The organism is Psychrobacillus faecigallinarum, assembly GCF_014836595.1.
Taxonomy (GTDB): Bacteria; Bacillota; Bacilli; order Bacillales_A; family Planococcaceae; genus Psychrobacillus; species Psychrobacillus faecigallinarum.
The window spans coordinates 312,359-329,608 of the sequence record NZ_JACSQO010000002.1 but is presented as its reverse complement, the minus strand read 5'-3'; the positions used below and the strand labels follow the sequence as shown (position 1 = coordinate 329,608).

The 17,250-nt window shown below is 38.6% G+C and carries 14 protein-coding genes and 1 other annotated feature; of the genes, 3 read left to right on the top strand and 11 right to left on the bottom strand.

The window, feature by feature from the left end; genetic code table 11:
• Positions 1 to 6: 6 nt before the first annotated feature.
• Both H9650_RS06285 and H9650_RS06280 read left to right on the top strand, forming a co-directional pair.
• Positions 7 to 885 (top strand): ATP-grasp domain-containing protein, encoded by an 879-nt coding sequence (locus H9650_RS06285; RefSeq protein ID WP_144535677.1) that lies wholly within the window; start codon positions 7 to 9, stop codon positions 883 to 885.
• Complete coding sequence (locus H9650_RS06280) at positions 882 to 1,691, top strand: ATP-grasp domain-containing protein (RefSeq protein WP_191696819.1); 810 nt, start codon at positions 882 to 884, stop codon at positions 1,689 to 1,691. The genes H9650_RS06285 and H9650_RS06280 overlap by 4 nt, the downstream gene beginning before the upstream one ends.
• A gap of 284 nt (positions 1,692 to 1,975) precedes the next feature.
• On the opposite strand, the gene H9650_RS06275 is transcribed toward H9650_RS06280, so the two are convergent.
• The gene (locus tag H9650_RS06275; RefSeq protein ID WP_191696818.1) at positions 1,976 to 4,618 is read right to left on the bottom strand and encodes a valine--tRNA ligase; all 2,643 of its coding nucleotides are present in this window, start codon (positions 4,616 to 4,618) and stop codon (positions 1,976 to 1,978) included.
• Between the two features lie 44 nt (positions 4,619 to 4,662).
• Positions 4,663 to 4,889: a binding site (T-box leader), on the bottom strand.
• Positions 4,890 to 4,962: 73 nt separating this feature from the next.
• Here H9650_RS06275 and H9650_RS06270 point away from each other — a divergent pair.
• The gene (locus H9650_RS06270; RefSeq protein WP_144535671.1) at positions 4,963 to 5,154 is read left to right on the top strand and encodes a hypothetical protein; all 192 of its coding nucleotides are present in this window, start codon (positions 4,963 to 4,965) and stop codon (positions 5,152 to 5,154) included.
• On the opposite strand, the gene H9650_RS06265 is transcribed toward H9650_RS06270, so the two are convergent.
• The 10 genes from H9650_RS06265 to clpX all read right to left on the bottom strand — a co-directional run bounded on the left by H9650_RS06265 (position 5,131) and on the right by clpX (position 17,083).
• A complete protein-coding gene (locus H9650_RS06265) occupies positions 5,131 to 5,904 on the bottom strand; it encodes a hypothetical protein (protein ID WP_154310547.1) in 774 nt (257 codons plus the stop codon). The genes H9650_RS06270 and H9650_RS06265 overlap by 24 nt on opposite strands.
• 297 nt (positions 5,905 to 6,201) lie before the next feature.
• Positions 6,202 to 7,494 (bottom strand): glutamate-1-semialdehyde 2,1-aminomutase, encoded by a 1,293-nt coding sequence (gene hemL / locus H9650_RS06260; protein WP_191696817.1) that lies wholly within the window; start codon positions 7,492 to 7,494, stop codon positions 6,202 to 6,204.
• Complete coding sequence (gene hemB, locus H9650_RS06255) at positions 7,494 to 8,477, bottom strand: porphobilinogen synthase (protein WP_191696816.1); 984 nt, start codon at positions 8,475 to 8,477, stop codon at positions 7,494 to 7,496. Before hemB ends, hemL begins: the two co-directional genes overlap by 1 nt.
• Positions 8,478 to 8,482: 5 nt before the next feature.
• A complete protein-coding gene (locus tag H9650_RS06250) occupies positions 8,483 to 9,238 on the bottom strand; it encodes a uroporphyrinogen-III synthase (RefSeq protein WP_191696815.1) in 756 nt (251 codons plus the stop codon).
• Positions 9,231 to 10,160: a hydroxymethylbilane synthase gene (hemC, locus tag H9650_RS06245; protein WP_191696814.1), complete on the bottom strand. Its 930-nt coding sequence runs from the start codon at positions 10,158 to 10,160 to the stop codon at positions 9,231 to 9,233. Before hemC ends, H9650_RS06250 begins: the two co-directional genes overlap by 8 nt.
• 16 nt (positions 10,161 to 10,176) lie before the next feature.
• Positions 10,177 to 11,007 (bottom strand): cytochrome c biogenesis protein CcsA, encoded by an 831-nt coding sequence (gene ccsA, locus H9650_RS06240; RefSeq protein WP_144535659.1) that lies wholly within the window; start codon positions 11,005 to 11,007, stop codon positions 10,177 to 10,179.
• A gap of 82 nt (positions 11,008 to 11,089) precedes the next feature.
• Positions 11,090 to 12,454, bottom strand: coding sequence for a glutamyl-tRNA reductase (gene hemA / locus H9650_RS06235; protein WP_191696813.1), 1,365 nt, complete (start codon positions 12,452 to 12,454; stop codon positions 11,090 to 11,092).
• Between the two features lie 300 nt (positions 12,455 to 12,754).
• A complete protein-coding gene (gene yihA, locus H9650_RS06230) occupies positions 12,755 to 13,336 on the bottom strand; it encodes a ribosome biogenesis GTP-binding protein YihA/YsxC (RefSeq protein WP_144535655.1) in 582 nt (193 codons plus the stop codon).
• Positions 13,337 to 15,670, bottom strand: coding sequence for an endopeptidase La (lon, locus tag H9650_RS06225; protein WP_151113628.1), 2,334 nt, complete (start codon positions 15,668 to 15,670; stop codon positions 13,337 to 13,339).
• 141 nt (positions 15,671 to 15,811) lie between these two features.
• Positions 15,812 to 17,083, bottom strand: coding sequence for an ATP-dependent protease ATP-binding subunit ClpX (gene clpX, locus H9650_RS06220; RefSeq protein ID WP_144535651.1), 1,272 nt, complete (start codon positions 17,081 to 17,083; stop codon positions 15,812 to 15,814).
• Positions 17,084 to 17,250 lie beyond the last annotated feature (167 nt).

Sequence of the window (17,250 nt, the reverse complement as noted above, 5' to 3'; positions counted from 1 at the left end):
TTAATTATGCAAACTTGTTGGATCGTTTACAATGGTAGCCTAACTCATGATAAGTTTCTCGATCAGGCTCTCCTCCTGAAAGAAGCAGCAGAAAAAAAAGGCATACTAGCAGTTTTAGTAAAAAATTATGAGCTTCTGATGAATGTTCATGAAAGCTTATCAACAAGGCCTGATTTTGTCGTCTTTCTAGACAAAGATATTTTGCTTGCAAAATATCTAAAGAATGAAGGCATACCAGTGTTCAATGATCCAAGCGTGATTGAGATTTGTGATAACAAGGCGCATCAATATCTCGCGCTGGCAAAAGCTAACGTGCCAATGCCTCTGACGATTATAGCACCTAAAGTCTATCCTGAGTTCTCTATTTTGAACACTGGCTATTACGAGCAGGTTTTACAAGTACTTCAGCTACCTATGATTATTAAAGAAGCACATGGCTCATTTGGTCAAAGAGTTTATTTGATAGAAACAAGAGAGCAATTTTTTGAAAAGGTGGAAGAGCTAAAAGGGATTGAATATGTCTTCCAGCAATTCATCCATACGAGTAGAGGAAGAGATATTCGCGTCAATGTGGTGGGAGGTCAAGTTGTGGCTTGCATGCACCGTCAATCAGCTACTGATTTCCGTGCCAATATCACAAATGGTGGGACTGCAACTGAAATCGTTTTAACAGAAAAACAAAAAGAAGTGGCTATTCAAGCTGCTGCTGCATTGAATGCTGAATTTGCTGGGGTCGATTTGCTCTTTGGTGAAGACGAAGAACCACTAGTTTGTGAGGTTAATGGAGTAGCACATATTCGTAACATTTATAATGTCACTGGCATTAACGTAGGAGATGCCATGATTAGCTATATATTATCTAAAATCGGAGCTGTTGTTATATGAATGGCTTGTTGATATATGAATTAAAGGAAATCGAGAGAAATCAAAATTTCATCGATCGCCTTATTAAAGCTGCAAGGAATCACGGACATACATTGAATGTGATAGATGATCAACAGCTAGAATTTCCAGAAGTAGATTTTATCTTTTTTAGAGCTCGTAATCCTGAGCTTTCCAAAAAGCTTGAACAACGAGGATTACCTATGTTCAACCGGGCTGAGGTCAACGTCATTGCAAATGATAAATACAAAGCAATTCAGCTAGTTCAAATGCTAGGAATTGCAACAGTACCAACGAAAAAAATAAAAGATATTCATGAGATCGATCAGTACCCTATCGTTTTAAAAACTATTGAGGGACATGGCGGCTTACAGGTAGAGCTTTTGGACAATAAAGAAGCTGCGGTAGAGTTTCTAACAAAGTACGGCTCACAAGAGATTATTGCCCAAAGCTATATAGAAACGAATGCAACTGATGTAAGAGTATTTATGCTGGGCAGTGAGGTCATTGGAGCTGTAAAGAGGATCGGTGCTCCAAATAGCTTTAAATCCAATTTTAATTTAGGTGGAACTGTTGAAAAGTATGAGCTTTCTGCAAGCCAAGAGGCAGACGTAGTAAAAATTGCAAAAGCGATTAAAAGTGATTATGTAGGAATCGATTTCCTCCTTTTACCCAATGGGGGATGGCTTTTCAATGAAATAGAAGATCCGGTTGGTGCAAGATCATATTTCCAAACAACAAAAACGGATATTGCTATACCAATCATGGATTACATCGATAAACAGTTAAAAAAGCACGTTGAGCATTGAGCTCGAGGTGTTTTTTTGTGTTTGAATGCTATGCTATGCGGTCTCTGCAAGTTTCTGCTCCATCTGTGCAACATTTCATTCGTTCTCTGCAAGGTTTTACTCCTCCTCCGCAATGTTCTTCCTCTTCTCTGCAATGTTCTACTCCGTCTCTGCAAGATTCTTCCACACTATCCGTGCTAAAACCCATTTCTAAAATGGTTCTCAATTACTCCAGTAGCTCGACTTGTATTTATTCATAAAAATAGCGTAGCAAACACCTCTAGGGTGCTTGCTACGCTTACTAATTACAAGTTATTTAATTCCTCAAGACGTTTTAACACAGTTGCGTGTTTTTCTAGGTAATCTTGTTCTTTGGCACGCTCTTCTGCTACTACTGCCTCAGGTGCTTTTGAAACGAAGCGTTCGTTGGATAGCTTACCTTGAACTAACTTCACTTCTTTTGCCCATTTTTCTAATTCTTTTTCTAAACGAGCTTTTTCAGCATCAATATCTATTAAGCCTTGTAGTGGAAGGTACAATAGAGCACCTGTAACTACCGCTGACATCGATTGACCTGGATCTTCTAGGTCTTGACCGATCACTAGAGGCTCTGGGTTACAGAAACGCTCTAAGTATTTCGCATTAGCTTCTAACACAGCAAGCGTGTCGGCATCTTTCGCTGAGATGTATAGAGGCACTTTTTTGCTCATTGGAGTTTGTACCTCTGAACGTATATTACGTACCGAGCGGATAATCTCTGCAAGTAATTTCATGCTTGCTGCTTGGCTTTGATCAGAAAGCTCTTCGTTTACAGTCGGCCATGGAGCTACTGTAATTGACTCCCCTTCATGAGGAAGGTTTTGCCAAATTTCTTCTGTGATAAAAGGCATGAATGGATGTAATAAACGCATCGTATTGTCTAATACATATGCTAGAACGGAACGAGTCATATGCTTCGCTTCCTCGTCCTCCCCGTTTAGCGGTAGCTTAGACATTTCGATATACCAGTCACAGAAGTCATCCCAGATGAAATTATAAAGTGCACGACCAACTTCACCGAACTCATACTTCTCAGAAAGTCTTGTTACTTGTTCAATTGTTTCGTTTAAACGAGTAAGAATCCAAGCATCTGCTACAGACTTTTTGCCCTCTAAGTTAATTTCTTCGTATTTCAAGCCATCCATATTCATCAATGCAAAGCGTGATGCATTCCAAATTTTATTGGCGAAGTTCCAAACAGCCTCTACTTTTTCTACTGAGAAGCGTAGATCCTGCCCTGGAGATGAGCCAGTGCTTAGGAAGTAGCGTAGTGAGTCTGCACCGTACTTTTCGATTACATCCATAGGATCAATGCCGTTTCCAAGAGATTTCGACATTTTACGACCATCTTCTGCACGTACTAAACCGTGAATTAGTACATCGTCAAATGGGCGAGTTCCTGTAAATTCTACTCCTTGGAATATCATACGAGACACCCAGAAGAATATAATATCATAACCTGTAACAAGGGCATTGGTTGGATAATACTTTTTCATTTCCTCATTTTCTACATCAGGCCAACCAAGAGTTGAGAAAGGCCATAGAGCAGATGAGAACCATGTATCTAAAACGTCTTCATCTTGCTTCCAATTTTCTTCATCAGCTGGAGCCTCGTGCCCAACATAAACTTCTCCAGTTTCTTTATGGTACCATGCTGGAATACGATGTCCCCACCAAAGTTGACGGGAGATACACCAATCATGAATGTTTTCCATCCAACGTAGATAAGTTTTTTCAAAGCGATCAGGTACGAAGTTTACCTTGCCCTCTGATTCTTGAAGCTTAATAGCTTCTTTTGCAAGTGGCTGCATTTTAACGAACCATTGTGTAGAAAGGTATGGCTCAACTACAGCTCCACTTCGCTCTGAATGTCCAACGGAATGTGCATGCTCTTCGATTTTGAATAATACTCCTGCTTCTTGAAGATCCTTCACAATTTGCTTACGACATTCGAAGCGATCCATACCTTCATATTTACCAGCATTTTTATTCATTGAGCCATCTTCATGCATCACTAGTATTCTTTCTAAATCATGGCGGTTACCAATTTCAAAATCATTCGGGTCATGAGCTGGAGTAATTTTAACTGCACCACTACCAAACTCCATATCCACGTAATCATCTGCTACGATTGGAATTTCACGGCCAACGATTGGTAATTTTACCTTTTTACCGATTAAATGCTTGTAGCGGTCATCCTCAGGGTGTACCGCAACAGCCGTATCCCCTAGCATTGTTTCTGGTCGAGTTGTTGCAACATCGATCGAACCAGTACCATCTGCAAGTGGGTAATGCATATGATAGAATGCACCCTGTATATCCTTATGAATTACTTCAATATCCGAAAGTGCTGTTTTAGTAGCTGGATCCCAGTTAATGATGTATTCGCCACGGTAAATCAAGCCTTTGTTATATAGATTAACGAATACTTCTTTTACTGCGTTAGAAAGGCCTTCATCTAATGTAAAACGTTCACGTGAGTAGTCTAAGCCTAAGCCTAGCTTTGCCCATTGCTGACGAATATGCCCTGCGTATTCATCTTTCCATTTCCATGTTTCTTCAACGAATTTTTCTCGGCCAAGGTCATATCTAGTAATATTATCAGCGCGAAGTTTTTCTTCCACCTTTGCTTGAGTAGCAATTCCTGCATGGTCCATTCCTGGTAACCATAGGGCATCATAGCCTTGCATACGCTTCATACGAATGATAATATCTTGAAGCGTAGTATCCCAGGCGTGACCTAAATGTAGCTTCCCAGTTACGTTCGGTGGTGGAATCACAATTGTATATGGTTCCTTTTCACTCTCTGGATGCGCTTCAAAAAATTTGCCTTTTAACCACCACTCGTAGCGACCTTTTTCAATTGACTGCGGATCATACTTGGTAGACATCGTTGTCTCGTTTGTCATATCGTTTCCTCCTAAAAAAGAATATAAAAAAACTCCTATCATCACTAAAGGACGAAGGAGTTTGTTCGCGGTACCACCTTTATTCGCAGATGCAATAAAACACATCACGCTCTCAATTAGATAACGGCTTCAAACCGGCAATTGCTACTGTTAGTTCACAAAAGCTGCTCTTGGGCTACCTTCAAATGGTGGCTAACGGAAACATTTCAGCAAATTGTTTCCTTTCTTTAGATAACCGTGTCATTTTACTCTTCCCATTCATAGCATCCATATATAGTTGTTTTTATTGTATAGGATATTATTATATGCCGTCAAGCATAGTCTTGTGAAAGGAGGAAAACACTATGAAAAGAGGATACAACCCCTATCTTCTGCCAGATTGGCTACGAAGAACTCGTTTTTACGTAAAAGGCATCATTATACCAATCGGTTGCTTTCAACTTGTTCGTGTATTGATCGTTCCTACTACATGGGATTTTATCTTGCTAGTCTTTTTGGCATTTCTCGGATTTTTATTGTTTAAGGACATTATTTGATGGAAAGGAAAGCTTAGTATATCCGTCCTCTAAATCTAATATAAATTGCAGTTCTGACTCACCTTCGACTGAGCTTTCCGTTTCATTATGTTTTATAGCAACTTTAGGCAGATCCTGTTGATCATCCTCATTTGTAGATTGTTGCTCAGCACTCACTACTCTTTGTGTTGGCTTTAACGGCTCTACTGTTACTTCTTCTAGTTCTTCACTTTCTAATTGAACTTGCATTGTATCTTCACTTGACTCTTCATCCTGGGTAAAATTAAATGGTAAAACCTCTACCACTTCTGTTTGTTCTTCTTCCTCTTCTATTAGATCTGTCATTACCACTTCTGTTTTCAGTGGTCTTGACGTTTCGTATTCACAATTCACAAACCAGACAATTTCAATTCCATCCGATTCTGCTTTACAATTTATATTTTCTACACTAATACTTGGAGACGTATCCTGTTGTATTCTCTCCTTACTGATTTCTACGCTCATCGGAACAGCATATTCAAAATATCCCAGCTCTCCTTGTAAATCTAAATCCTCTATTTCTGTAAATTCGCTTGTTGCATGGTGCTCAACTTCTCCCTCTTCAAACTCCACATGACATGTAATATGATAAATACCGTTTATATGCACCATTTCGTCTATTTCCTCTTGAAAATATTGTGGAGTCACCTTAATTGTCTTAACTTCCTTTGGTACACCAAAACTTTGCGGAAAACAAAACTGTTCCTTTACTTCCCAACTTTTCACTTCCATTTTTCATCCTCCTTCGTATAGGACAAATTATGTTTCAACGTAAGAAAATATGAAAAATACCTTTCATTTATGCTTCGCTTTCCAAAACTTTGACTAAGGACTTATTCAGACGAGACCGCTTAGTGCCAAATCGAGCATTTCTTGTTATTTTTGCTGTATTGTCATAATAGACCAGCCACGAATAGACCGCGTATCCCTTGTAAAGCAGATATATTTTCAAATAAAAAAATACCCCGTAAAAATTAGATTAGTGTCTAACTTTTACGGAGCAGTTAAATTTTTTAGTATGTTTGTCAGTTATCTAGCTAGCTTTTCAAAAACAGTATGGAAAGCTTGGATTGTTTTATTGATATGTTCCTCTGTATGTGCAGTGGATAGGAACATCCCTTCAAATTGAGAAGGTGGTAAATAGATACCTTCCTCAGCCATTAAACGATAATATTTTGCAAATAAATCAAGGTCAGCTGTTTTAGCTACGTCATAGTTAATAACGTTTTCGTTAGTAAAGAAGAAGCCAATCATAGAACCAGCACGATTTACTGTATGTGGAATATTGTACTTGCTTGCCGATTCTCTGAATCCTTTTTCAAGCATATCTCCAAGCTTAATAAAATATTTGTACGTGTCTTCATTTAAGCGAGATAATGTTTCATATCCTGCTGTCATTGCTAAAGGATTTCCAGATAAAGTACCTGCTTGATATACAGAGCCTGCCGGTGCAATCATTTCCATGATTTCTCGTTTTCCTCCGAAAGCACCTACTGGTAGGCCTCCCCCGATTACTTTTCCTAGACAAGTTAAATCTGGTGTAATACCGAAAAAGCCTTGTGCACAGTTATAGCCCACTCGGAAACCAGTCATTACTTCATCAAAGATTAAAACTGTTCCATTTTTCTCTGTCAACTCACGCAATGCTTCAAGGAATCCTTCAATTGGAGGCACAACGCCCATGTTTCCTGCCACTGGCTCTACAATTACTGCTGCTAAATCGTCACCGAAGTTTTCAAACACATAGCGAACGCTTTCGATGTCATTATAAGGAACGGCAATTGTGTTTTTAGCGATAGACTCGGGTACACCCGGGCTGTCTGGAAGACCTAAGGTAGCAACACCAGATCCAGCTTTAATCAGTAGACTATCTCCATGACCGTGGTAACATCCTTCGAATTTTAATATTTTGTTACGTCCTGTATAACCACGTGCTAATCTCAATGCACTCATGGTTGCCTCCGTACCAGAAGAAACCATACGGACCATCTCAATAGATGGAACACGTTCCATTACTAATTTGGCAAGCTTATTTTCGATTAAAGTAGAAGCTCCAAAGCTAGTCCCAGTTGCAGCTACCTCTTGAATAGCTTTTACTACGTTCGGTTCAGTGTGACCTAAAATAAGTGGTCCCCATGAAAGTACATAGTCGATGTATTCATTGCCATCAATATCCTTTAAGATGGCTCCCTTTCCACTCTCCATGAAAATTGGATCCATGTCTACGGATTTAAATGCACGAACAGGACTGTTAACCCCACCAGGCATTAGTTCCTTTGCTTCTGTAAATGCTTCTTTAGATAATTTATATGATTTTGACATTATTTCTCCTCCAACCAACGCGCTACATCTTTAGCATGATACGTTAAGATAATATCGGCTCCTGCACGTTTCATTCCTGTTAAAGTTTCTAGAACTGTTTCTTTTTCGTTTATCCAGCCGTTGATTGCAGCGGCCTTCACCATTGCATACTCTCCACTTACGTTATACGCAACGATTGGAGCATCAAAGTTATTTCTAACATCGCGGATAATATCCAAATATGCTAGTGCAGGTTTTACGATTAAGAAATCTGCTCCCTCTTCCATATCAGAAGTTGCTTCACGAATTGCCTCCATACGGTTAGAATAATCCATTTGATACGTTTTACGATCTCCAAATTTAGGAGCTCCGTCCGCAGCCTCACGGAATGGACCGTAATAAGCTGATGCATATTTCACTGCATAAGACATAATCGGCACATCTTGAAATCCAGCTCTGTCCAATCCTTGACGAATAGCAGTAACAAATCCATCCATCATGTTAGAAGGTGCGATGATATCTGCTCCTGCTTGAGCTTGACTCACAGCAGTTTTTGCTAGTAAGTCCAAAGATGGGTCATTTAAGATTCTTTCATGCTCATCAACTACTCCACAGTGACCATGATCTGTAAATTCGCATAAGCAAGTATCTGCGATAACCACTAGGTTTGGATGACGATCCTTGATAAAGCGGATAGCCTTTTGTACAATTCCGTGATCATGGTACGCTTGAGTTCCTTCAGCATCCTTTGTCGCAGGCAAACCAAATAAAATAACTGATGGTATCCCTAATGTAACGACCTCGTCTACCTCTTCTCCCAAACGGTCTAAAGAAAATTGAAAAACTCCCGGCATAGAGTTAACGGGATTTTTAATATTTTCTCCATCCATCACGAAAATTGGATAGATTAAATCCTCTTTATGTAAGTATGTTTCTTTTACCATTGATCTGATACCAGCCGATTGTCTTAAACGGCGATGACGTCGAAAATATAAATCTGCCATTTCATTCATCCCTTCCATTGAGCTAGCGCGTAAACTACCTCTGTTAAAGTATAGGTTCTTGGCATTACTTGTGCAGTAATACCTAATGATTTTAAATGATTCTTCGTTACATGGCCAATAGCACATACCGTAAAACCATGATAGCCTAGATCCTTGCCTATCGTTTGATGGAAAGCATTGACCGTAGAAGGACTAGTGAATACAACTGAACAGTTTTTCCCACTATTGAGCATTTCCTTAACCTTTTCTACGTTATCTTCCAACGTGACTGTCTCATAGACTGTCCATTCGTCAACTGGATTGACCAAACCATCTACGATTGTTTTCTTTGCAAGATTACCTCGAAAGAACAAGCAGGACTCCTCTGGTGCTGCAACCTGAGGAAACTCTCGAATAAATACATCGGCACTAAAGACGCTCGGCATAAAGTCAATCGAGAAACCCAATTGCTCTAGTGCTGATGCGGTCCTAGATCCAACAGCAGCTATTTTCACTTGAAAATATTCAATCTCTAAATTGTTTCTAAGTATTTTTTGATGAAAGGCCGCGACACTTGCCTGACTAGTAAATATAAACCATTTAAAAGCATTACTGTTTAAGAGTTTATCTTTGTCATCGGTCTGTATAATCTCCTTAGTGGCTATAAACGGGGCTAGAATTGGTACCCCTCCTAAACTAGCAGTTAGTGCTGCTGCCTCTTCTGATCTATTCACCCCTGTAAAAATGACATGTTCATTTTGTAGAGGTGAACTTTCAGACATTTAAATCAGCCTTAACCTTCTGGATTAAATCATAAGCTCCCTGTTCCGTTATAATACGTGCTGCTTCTTTGCCTACTGACTCTGGGTTTGTTCCGGACACTACTTCTTTATATACAACAGAAGCATCTGGTGCAGCTACAAGTCCTGTAAATGTTATTTCATCGCCTTTAATGATAGCATGTCCGGCAATCGGCACCTGACAACCTCCATCCATGGCAGCTAAGAAAGCACGCTCTGCATGAACAGCATCCCAAGTCTCTTTATCTGATAGCTTTTGAAGCTCAGTTAATAATTCTAAATCATCCTCACGACATTCAATCGCTAATGACCCTTGTCCTACTGCTGGGACGCAATCTTCTACAGAAATATATTCGGTTACTACTTCATCGCTCCAGCCAAGTCGCTTAAGTCCTGCTGCAGCTAAAATAATCGCATCATATTCTCCGTCTTGAAGCTTTTGCAATCTAGTATCCACATTACCTCGTATCCATTTAATCTCGATATCTGGACGTAGTAATAGAAGCTGAGCGCTTCTACGTAAGCTACTTGTCCCAACAACTGCTCCTTCTGGTAGGTCGTTAAATTTAACATGACCCGTGGAGATGAAAGCATCACGTTCGTCTACACGTTTTGGTGTACACCCCATTACTAATCCTGGAGGCAAGACTGATGGCATATCCTTCATGCTATGTACAGCAAAATCAATTTCCTTGTCATATAATGCTTGTTCAATTTCTTTAACAAATAATCCTTTTCCTCCAACCTTGGAAAGCGTTACATCTAAAATTTGGTCACCTTTAGTGACAATCTCTTTCACTTCAAACTCAAATGGAGCCCCCATATCCTTCATTTGTTGGATGAACCAGTTTGTTTGTGTTAAAGCTAACTTACTTCTTCTTGAACCTACAATAATTTTACGCATTGACTCGCTACCTTTCTTAATACCATAAGTGGAATTGTGATAATCGACTACCTAGTAAGAAATTTATTAAAACAAATAAAAATGCATATACGTGAATCCACGCATAGTTCGTCCCTTTAAACCTTGCGCGCCTTCTTATTAATAAAACGACAATATATATAACTAATAGAATAAAGGAATTAACAATCTTAAAATCAAATATTGAAAACTCATTTAAAGATATATAAGCCCATTGTAACCCAAGAACGAGACTTACAAACAATAAAGGGATTCCTGTAATGATTGACGTCGTCATTCCAGTTTCCGTATGCTGCAGAGATGGCAATCTAGTGAATTGCTTTGTCCATTTTTTCTGTTTCAATACTCTATACAATATCAAATATAGTACAGAAAAAACAAACGAAAGAGCAAATGCAGCATAAGCTAAAAATGCAAAAGTAATATGAATAAACAATAACTCTGAACGTAGGGCATCACCCACAGGCGATTGCTCCAATTGGCTTGGGGCAAATGTATGGATGGTCATAAATATAAATCCAATAATATTTAAAAAGAATCCTGGTAAATCTGACTTAAAGACCAGCTGCATGATCAAAGAAAGCAATATGATGAGCCATGCATAGAAATATATACCCTCAAATAGCGATAGAATAGGAAATCGCTTCATCTCTATCATATACATGACTAAAAACACCGTTTGTAGTAGCCAGACGATGGATAATAGTCCTACCGCCAAGCGATGAACTTGCCGATCTTTGTTGAGGTAATCGATGAAATAGAAAACAAGGCTAACGGATTGGAGGACGACCATAATCTCGTGAAGCCGTGTCATCGTCAAATCAGCCATATCATTTCTCCCTTTATACAATAAAAAAGGTGCTTTTATATCTCTCTAGTTTCGATAAAGATACAAAAACACCTCCTGTAGATTAATTGAACGATAAGTTCTCTTTTAATTCTTGATTCAATAGCGATTGTTTTAAATTAATTTTAGCTTTTTCTGCTTGAATTTCTACTTCCTTCTTTACATCTTCTTCAATTCCAAAGATTTGTTGGAACAATTGGAGCTGTTCAGCAGGATTCTTAGATGTAGAAAGTTCTTTTGCTTGTAGAATCGGCTCTTTCAAAAGTTGGTTAACAATCGATTTCGTATGTTTATTTAATATCTTGCGCTCGCGATCCGTAAGGTTAGGCATTTTGTTTTCAATAGAACTCATTGTCTCTACTTGAATTCTATTCGCTTTTTGGCGTAGTGCGGAGATAATCGGTACAACCCCAAGAGTAGTTACCCACTCATTAAATTGCTCGATTTCGGTCTCAATCATTTTATTGATTTGGGCAGCTGCACGTTCACGCTCAGCAAGGTTCGCTTCGACAATTCCTTGTAAATCATCGATGTCATATAAGAACACGTTTGGTAAATCACCTATTTGTGGATCTAAGTCACGTGGCACAGCAATATCGACCATGAACAAAGGCTTGCCTTTACGTAATCTGTCTACGAATTGCATTAGCTCATAGTCAATTACATATTCAGTTGCACCAGTAGAGCTGATTAGAATATCAGCCTCAAGTAATGCACATTGAAGCTCATCCATAGGTTTAGCATTGCCTTCAAATTTTGAAGCAAGCTCCTTCGCTTTTTCATAAGTACGGTTAATAACCGTTACTTTTTCAGCACCGCTGCCGTGAAGGTTTTGGATAGCTAGCTCGCCCATTTTTCCTGCTCCTAGGATTACTACATGCTTGTGGTTTAAAGAACCAAATATTTTTTTCCCTAGTTCAACTGCTGCATAAGAAACTGATACTGCATTTTCCCCAATAGATGTCTCAGCATGAGCGCGCTTTGCAAACGTCACAGCTTGTTTAAATAATTGGTTAAATATTGTACCCGTTGTCCCATTTTCTTGCCCGCTTAAAAAGCTTTTCTTCACTTGTCCAAGAATTTGAGTCTCTCCAAGCACCATGGAGTCAATACCAGCAGTAACACGGAATAAGTGATTATTCGCTTCATTGTCTTCATGAATAAATAAATATCTAGAAAGGTTCTCCATTGGGATATCGAACCAATTCGCTAGAAATTGTTTTACATAGTATCTTCCTGTATGCAATTGATCTACAGTTGCGTATATTTCTGTACGGTTACATGTAGATACAATGACGTTTTCTAAAATACTCTTCTGTTCCTGTAATGCCTGCATCGCATTCGGAAGCTCAGCCTCGATAAAAGAAAGCTTTTCACGAATCTCAACTGGGGCAGTACGATAATTGACACCTACCACGAGTGTATGCATGGAGTCATGTCACCCTTTCACGTTCATTTCATAAGTCCTATTATAGCATAGGTTCACAAGTAGATAATTTGTCATTTGTGAACAAGCTATGAAATCTTAATTAGAATTATTATAAATTAATAATAACAAAAAGTATTACTCAATACAAACATTCTGTCCAAAATTATTAAAGATTAACTATTCACATAAAAAAAGATTAACTAAGGATGGTATTCCCTAATCAACCTTTTTTAATCTTAAAACTGTAACATTAACTTCCACCGTTTTTATTAGCTCTTTCTGATGGAAGATAGTAAAATATTACATTCTGCTTTCGATTTCTGCCCAAGCTGCATCGAAGCCTAAACCTGTTTCAGAAGAGAAGATTACTAGAGGATCATTTTTGTCCATTTGCAGCTCTTCTTTGACAATCTTCTTATGCTTATCCCATTTACCTTTAGGAATCTTATCAGCTTTTGTAGCTATAACAATACAAGGTATATTGTAATGCTTTAAAAAGTCATACATCATACAATCATCCGTTGTTGGGGGATGCCTTAAATCAACAATTAATAAGACAGCCTTCAGAACCTCACGGGAGGTAAAATAAGTTTCAATCATTTTACCCCACGCTGCGCGTTCTGACTTTGATACTTTTGCATAGCCATAGCCAGGTACATCGACAAACAATAAATCCTCTTCCAGTTTGTAAAAGTTTAACGTTTGTGTTTTCCCTGGCTTAGAGGAAATACGAGCCATACTCTTACGACCAATCATTTTATTGATAAAGGAAGACTTCCCTACATTGGAGCGCCCAGCAAGAGCAAATTCCGGTAAATCTCCCTCTGGATACTGAGCTGGTCTAACAGCACTTATTAATAGTTCAACGTTATGAATTTTCATTTATTTTGCCTCCTCTAATGCCAGTTGAAGCACCTCTTCAGCATCGGAAACAAAATGGAACGTCAATACTTCGCGAACACTTTCTGGTATATCTTCAATATCACGCTCATTGTCTTTTGGACAAATAATTGTCGTTAGACCTGCGCGATGTGCACTTAATGTCTTTTCTTTTAAACCACCAATAGGTAGCACACGTCCTCTTAAAGTTACTTCACCAGTCATACCAACTTCCCGAAGAATTGGGCGTTTAGATAATGCTGAAACAAGCGCGGTAACAATAGTAATACCTGCTGATGGGCCATCCTTAGGAACAGCACCTTCCGGAACATGAATATGGATATCCTTGTTTTCATGGAAGGTTGGATCAATTCCAAAATCATTGGCTTTCGATCGTACATAGGACAAAGCAGTTTGAGCAGACTCCTTCATAACATCACCAAGCTTACCAGTAAGCTGTAATTTACCAGATCCGGCAGATAAAGACACCTCTATTTGGAGTGTATCTCCCCCTACCGTTGTATAGGCAAGACCTGTTGCTACGCCTACTTGATTTTCCGACTCAGCTTGTCCATAACGAAACTTGCGTTTACCAATCATGTCTTCCAAATTCTTTGCAGACACAGTGACACGTTTTTTGTCTCCAGATACGATTTGAAGAGCAGCCTTACGACAAATATTTGCCAGTACTCTCTCTAAGCTTCTGACTCCAGCTTCACGAGTATAATAACGTAAAACATCTATTAGGGCATCATCTTTAACTAGTAGCTGCGTTTTCTTTAAGCCATGTTCTTTAAGCTGCTTTGGCAGCAAGTGATTTTTGGCAATAGAAAGCTTTTCTATTTCTGTATAACCAGCAATAGAGATAATTTCCATACGATCTCTTAAGGGACCAGGAATTGTACTTAAGTCATTAGCAGTAGCAATGAAAAGTACATTCGAAAGATCATATGTTTCCTCAATATAGTGATCACTAAAGGAATTATTCTGTTCAGGGTCTAGTACCTCTAGCATGGCTGCTGCAGGATCTCCGCGGAAGTCATTAGACATTTTATCGATTTCATCTAGCAAAATTAGCGGATTAATCGTTCCTGCCTTCTTCATCCCTTGAATAATTCTTCCTGGCATGGAACCTACATATGTTCTGCGGTGTCCACGAATTTCAGATTCATCTCTTACTCCTCCAAGGGAGATTCGTACGAATTTACGTCCTAGTGATTCAGCGATAGATTTGGCTAGAGAGGTTTTCCCTACTCCTGGAGGTCCAGCCAAGCAAAGGATTGGTCCTCTGAGCGATTTAGTCAATTGGCGAACAGCCAAATATTCTAAGACACGCTCTTTTACTGTTTCAAGTCCATCATGATCACGATCTAAAATTTCTTCAGAACGTTTAATATCTAATTGGTCCTCAGTAGACTTAGACCAAGGGATAGAAACAATCCACTCAATATAATTGCGAATGACTCCACTTTCTGGAGCTTGCGTTGGAAGCTTCTCATAACGATCCAACTCTTTTAACACATTTTTTTTGGTCGTTTCCGGTAAACCAGCTTCTTGGATGCGCCTTTTTAATTCAGCAACCTCACCTGTCTTACCTTCTTTATCTCCGAGCTCGGTTTGAATGGCCTTCATTTGCTCACGAAGATAAAACTCTTTTTGCGTTCTTTCCATAGCATTTTTAACACGATTATTTATTTTTTTCTCAAGATTCAAAATTTCTTGTTCATTATAAAGCTGCACGATTAAGGTTTCCATGCGTTCTTTAACATCCATGATTTCTAGAATCTCTTGTTTGCCAGATATTTTGAGCGGTAAAGCTGCCGCAATCATATCAGCTAATCTACCTGGTTCTTCAATATCTGCAACAGAACGGTAAGTTTCTTCTGACACTTGCTTGGAAGCCTTAGTATACTTTTCGAAATTATGTAATAAAGTACGCATTAACGCTTGATCTTCTTGATCAGCTTTTTTTGGCTCGATATACGCTGACACGGTTACTTCATCCATTTTGTTTGTAACTTTATATTCATCCCAAATTGCACGCTGAAGTCCCTCAACTAATACCCTCATCGTTCCGTTCGGTAACTTCACAACCTGTTTTATATGCGCAAGAATCCCTACAGGATATATATCCTCTTGGCTAGGATGTTCTACACCCAAATCCCTTTGTGCGGAAATAAAGAGTTTTTCTTCGCGTTTCATTGCTGTATTTAAAGCATCAATTGAACGCTCGCGCCCTATATCTATATGTAAAACCATAGTAGGAAATATAAATAAACCACGAAGGGGTAAAACTGGGTAATATGTTTTTTCTGCCACTTTGGAATTCACCTCCATCATATTGTATCCTTTATGTATCCTAATAATACAGTAAACCTCATGATAAAAAGAGGTAGTTTTCATCTTATAAAGAGAAATAGCTGACATCCTTGCTCGCGCCTATGCACGTAGTTTGGAAGCCAGCTTTTTCAATGGCTATTAAGCCGATGTTTTTTCGTTATCTAAATCTTTTAGTTCAGAACCATCTTCTAATAAAAGTTTAGGACGTGCGTGCTCTGTAATTGTTTCTTTAGTAATCACACATTCTACGATATCTTCTCGTGATGGTAATTCATACATTACATCTAGCATTGTATTTTCAATGATAGAACGTAATCCACGAGCACCAGTTTTACGCTCAATAGCTTCCTTCGCAATTTCCACTAAAGCTTCATCTTCAAATGTTAACTTCACATTATCCAACTCAATCATTTTTTGATATTGCTTAACTAGTGCGTTCTTAGGCTCTGTAAGGATTTGCACTAACGCTTTATCATCCAACTGCTCTAGACTTGCTAATACAGGTAAACGACCGATGAATTCAGGGATTAGACCAAATTTCAATAAGTCCTCTGGAATTAACTGAGATAACACAGATTTTGCATCTTCTTGAACTTTGTTAGGATCTGCACCGAAACCAATTACTTTTTCACCTAAACGGCGTTTAATAATCTGTTCGATTCCATCGAATGCTCCTCCAACGATAAACAAGATGTTCGTTGTATCAATTTGAATAAATTCTTGATGAGGATGCTTACGTCCACCTTGTGGTGGAACACTAGCTACAGTACCCTCAAGTATTTTAAGAAGGGCTTGTTGTACCCCTTCACCTGAAACGTCTCTAGTGATAGAAGGGTTTTCAGATTTACGTGCAACTTTATCTATTTCATCTATATAAATAATGCCTTTTTCTGCTCTTTCAATATCATAGTCTGCTGATTGAATAAGCTTTAAAAGGATATTCTCTACATCTTCCCCTACGTATCCAGCTTCTGTTAAAGAAGTAGCATCTGCAATAGCAAATGGAACGTTGAGAATTCTAGCTAAAGTTTGAGCAAGTAATGTTTTACCGCTACCAGTTGGTCCGATTAAAACTATATTTGATTTAGATAATTCTACTTCATCAATTACGCTATTAGAGTTAATACGTTTGTAATGGTTATAAACAGCTACTGCAAGTGATTTTTTTGCTCGCTCTTGGCCAATTACATATTCATCTAAAATAGCTAAAATTTCTTTTGGTTTTGGAACTTCTTTGAACTCTACTTCTTCCTCTGTGCCAAGTTCTTCTTCTACTATTTCAGAACATAAATCAATACACTCATCACAAATGTAGACACCAGGCCCCGCAACAAGTTTACGAACTTGTTCCTGTGGCTTGCCACAAAAAGAACATTTTAAGTTCCCTTTTTCATCATTGAATTTGAACAAAATATTCACCCCTATTCAAGCCATTATCTTACAAGATTCTTTGTTCGGAATCAAATAATAAGTTTGGTCAAGTTTTTTTTACATCAGACGCTGTTACGTCTTATTGCAACACTTAGGTATATACAAAAGCACCATTACAAAAAGAGCCTCTGAATTTCTTGCAGAAC

Excerpts from the sequence above, each read along its gene's own strand:
- H9650_RS06285 (WP_144535677.1), top strand. The coding sequence starts at position 7 with ATGCAAACTTGTTGGATCGTTTACAATGGTAGCCTAACTCATGATAAG.
- H9650_RS06280 (WP_191696819.1), top strand. The coding sequence starts at position 882 with ATGAATGGCTTGTTGATATATGAATTAAAGGAAATCGAGAGAAATCAA.
- H9650_RS06275 (WP_191696818.1), bottom strand. The coding sequence starts at position 4,618 with ATGACAAACGAGACAACGATGTCTACCAAGTATGATCCGCAGTCAATT.
- H9650_RS06270 (WP_144535671.1), top strand. The coding sequence starts at position 4,963 with ATGAAAAGAGGATACAACCCCTATCTTCTGCCAGATTGGCTACGAAGA.
- H9650_RS06265 (WP_154310547.1), bottom strand. The coding sequence starts at position 5,904 with ATGGAAGTGAAAAGTTGGGAAGTAAAGGAACAGTTTTGTTTTCCGCAA.
- hemL (WP_191696817.1), bottom strand. The coding sequence starts at position 7,494 with ATGTCAAAATCATATAAATTATCTAAAGAAGCATTTACAGAAGCAAAG.
- hemB (WP_191696816.1), bottom strand. The coding sequence starts at position 8,477 with ATGGCAGATTTATATTTTCGACGTCATCGCCGTTTAAGACAATCGGCT.
- H9650_RS06250 (WP_191696815.1), bottom strand. The coding sequence starts at position 9,238 with ATGTCTGAAAGTTCACCTCTACAAAATGAACATGTCATTTTTACAGGG.
- hemC (WP_191696814.1), bottom strand. The coding sequence starts at position 10,160 with ATGCGTAAAATTATTGTAGGTTCAAGAAGAAGTAAGTTAGCTTTAACA.
- ccsA (WP_144535659.1), bottom strand. The coding sequence starts at position 11,007 with ATGGCTGATTTGACGATGACACGGCTTCACGAGATTATGGTCGTCCTC.
- hemA (WP_191696813.1), bottom strand. The coding sequence starts at position 12,454 with ATGCATACACTCGTGGTAGGTGTCAATTATCGTACTGCCCCAGTTGAG.
- yihA (WP_144535655.1), bottom strand. The coding sequence starts at position 13,336 with ATGAAAATTCATAACGTTGAACTATTAATAAGTGCTGTTAGACCAGCT.
- lon (WP_151113628.1), bottom strand. The coding sequence starts at position 15,670 with ATGGAGGTGAATTCCAAAGTGGCAGAAAAAACATATTACCCAGTTTTA.